The sequence below is a fragment of the Amycolatopsis sp. NPDC051061 genome, assembly GCF_040682935.1.
In the GTDB taxonomy this organism is placed as follows: Bacteria; Actinomycetota; Actinomycetes; order Mycobacteriales; family Pseudonocardiaceae; genus Amycolatopsis.
Map to the genome: position 1 here is coordinate 1 of NZ_JBFBBZ010000147.1, position 1,589 is coordinate 1,589.

The 1,589-nt window shown below is 73.8% G+C and carries 1 protein-coding gene; it reads right to left on the reverse strand.

The window, feature by feature from the left end; all coding sequences use genetic code 11:
* A partial coding sequence (locus tag AB0N03_RS52315) for a hypothetical protein (RefSeq protein WP_364388988.1) occupies window positions 1–1,524 on the reverse strand: 1,524 nt, incomplete at its 3' end.
* Between the last annotated feature and the right edge of the window lie 65 nt (window positions 1,525–1,589).

Here is a 1,589-nt window from a genome sequence, read left to right on the forward strand (position 1 = left end):
CCCCACTTCCACCGGGAACCGGTCCACACCGGCAGCCGCCGCCCGCCGGGCCGCTTGCGCGATCATCCACCGCACCCGCTGCTCCTGCACCGGGTGCAGCGTCACCGCACCCGGAGCGAACACCACATCCAACGCCCCCGCGGCCTGGTAGCCCGCCACCGTCCAGCCCGGATCGGGCTGAAGCCACAGCTCGAACCCCCTGTTAATCCCCTTCCGCGCCCGCAAGACCACCGAGACGGCTTGCTCGGGATAGTCCGCCGGACGGCGCAGCCCGTCCCGGCCGGCTACCGCGGACAGCATACCCAGCACCAGCCTCCGCGGGACCTCCTCCAACCGGGCGCGATCGCCCGGGTCACGCGGGAGCCTGTCGTACTGCACGACCTGCAGCTCGAACGGTCCGACACGGTTTTCCTGCCGCGCCTTCATCAAGGGCCACATGACGTTGGCCCAGGACCACAGCTTCTCCAAGTCGGCGGGGTCCAGCAAGCCGGGGCCGCGCAGGCGGGTCCCCTGCCACTGCAGACCGGGCAGGCCGGGTTCGGCCAGCGCCACCGCACGCCGCCCCGCCGGCCTGGTCGCAGCCGCCGGCCGGGGGCCGGGAACCCCGGCGGTATCCCCGCCCACGGTGACGCCGACGACGGTCTGCTCGGTCCGGGGCTTCCCGGCCACGACCACGACCCTGGGTGAGATGATCCGCACCCCGCCGGGGAGCGTCCCGTCCGGTTGCCGGTGGGCGTCCAGGGCGGCGGTCACCAGCTCCCCGACCTGCGTCGCCAGGCGGGTCTGCCGGCTCTGGTGCACCTGCGCCGATGCCGCGATGTGGCTCTGCAGGCGCAGGCTGATCGGTTCCACGGTGGCGGTCTTGTCCGCGGCGGCCTTCGCCTGCTCGACCGCCCGGCCCACCGCGCCCGCCACGACGTGCCGCAGCTCCCACACCGCGGCGTCGACGAGCGCGGCCCGGGACGGGACGAACTGCAGCCCGTCCAGCTCGCGGGCCTGCCGGTAGTCGGCCGCCGTCCAGCCGGGGCGCGGGTCGGGGTGGACGGTCAGCAAGTACCCCTCGTTCAACGTGGGGTCCTTGAGTTTCAAGTGCTGGATGTTCCGCGCGCCGACCGGGAGCCGCTGGCCCAAGTCCGCCGGGGTCAGCTGGGCCCGGTCCACCGGCTGCGCCGCCGCCAGTGCCCCGGCGAAGATCCCGCGCACGCCTTCACCCACCGAAGGGTCGATGCTGCCGGGTTTGCTGCGGGTCGCCGCCACGAAGTAGCGGGTGAGGCGGACGTCCAGCGGACGCCGGTCGCCGCCGTGCCGGCGCAGCAGCAGCGGCACCAGCCGCCCGAACACCTCGGCCAGCGCGGCCCGGTCTTCGGTGAAGAGGTTCGCCCGGCCGCTGGCGACGGTGCCCGACCACTCCTGCTGCACCGCCTCGCCGGGGTAGTCGTCGGGCAAGGGGCGCGCCTCGGCTTCGGAGGTGACGTGCACCGGCAGGTCGGCGTACTGTACCTTGCCCTCGTACCGGACCTTCACTGTTGGGATGAAGCCGGCACGGTCGGGCAGGGCGCGTCCCGCCGCCCCCAGCTCCGCGAAAATGT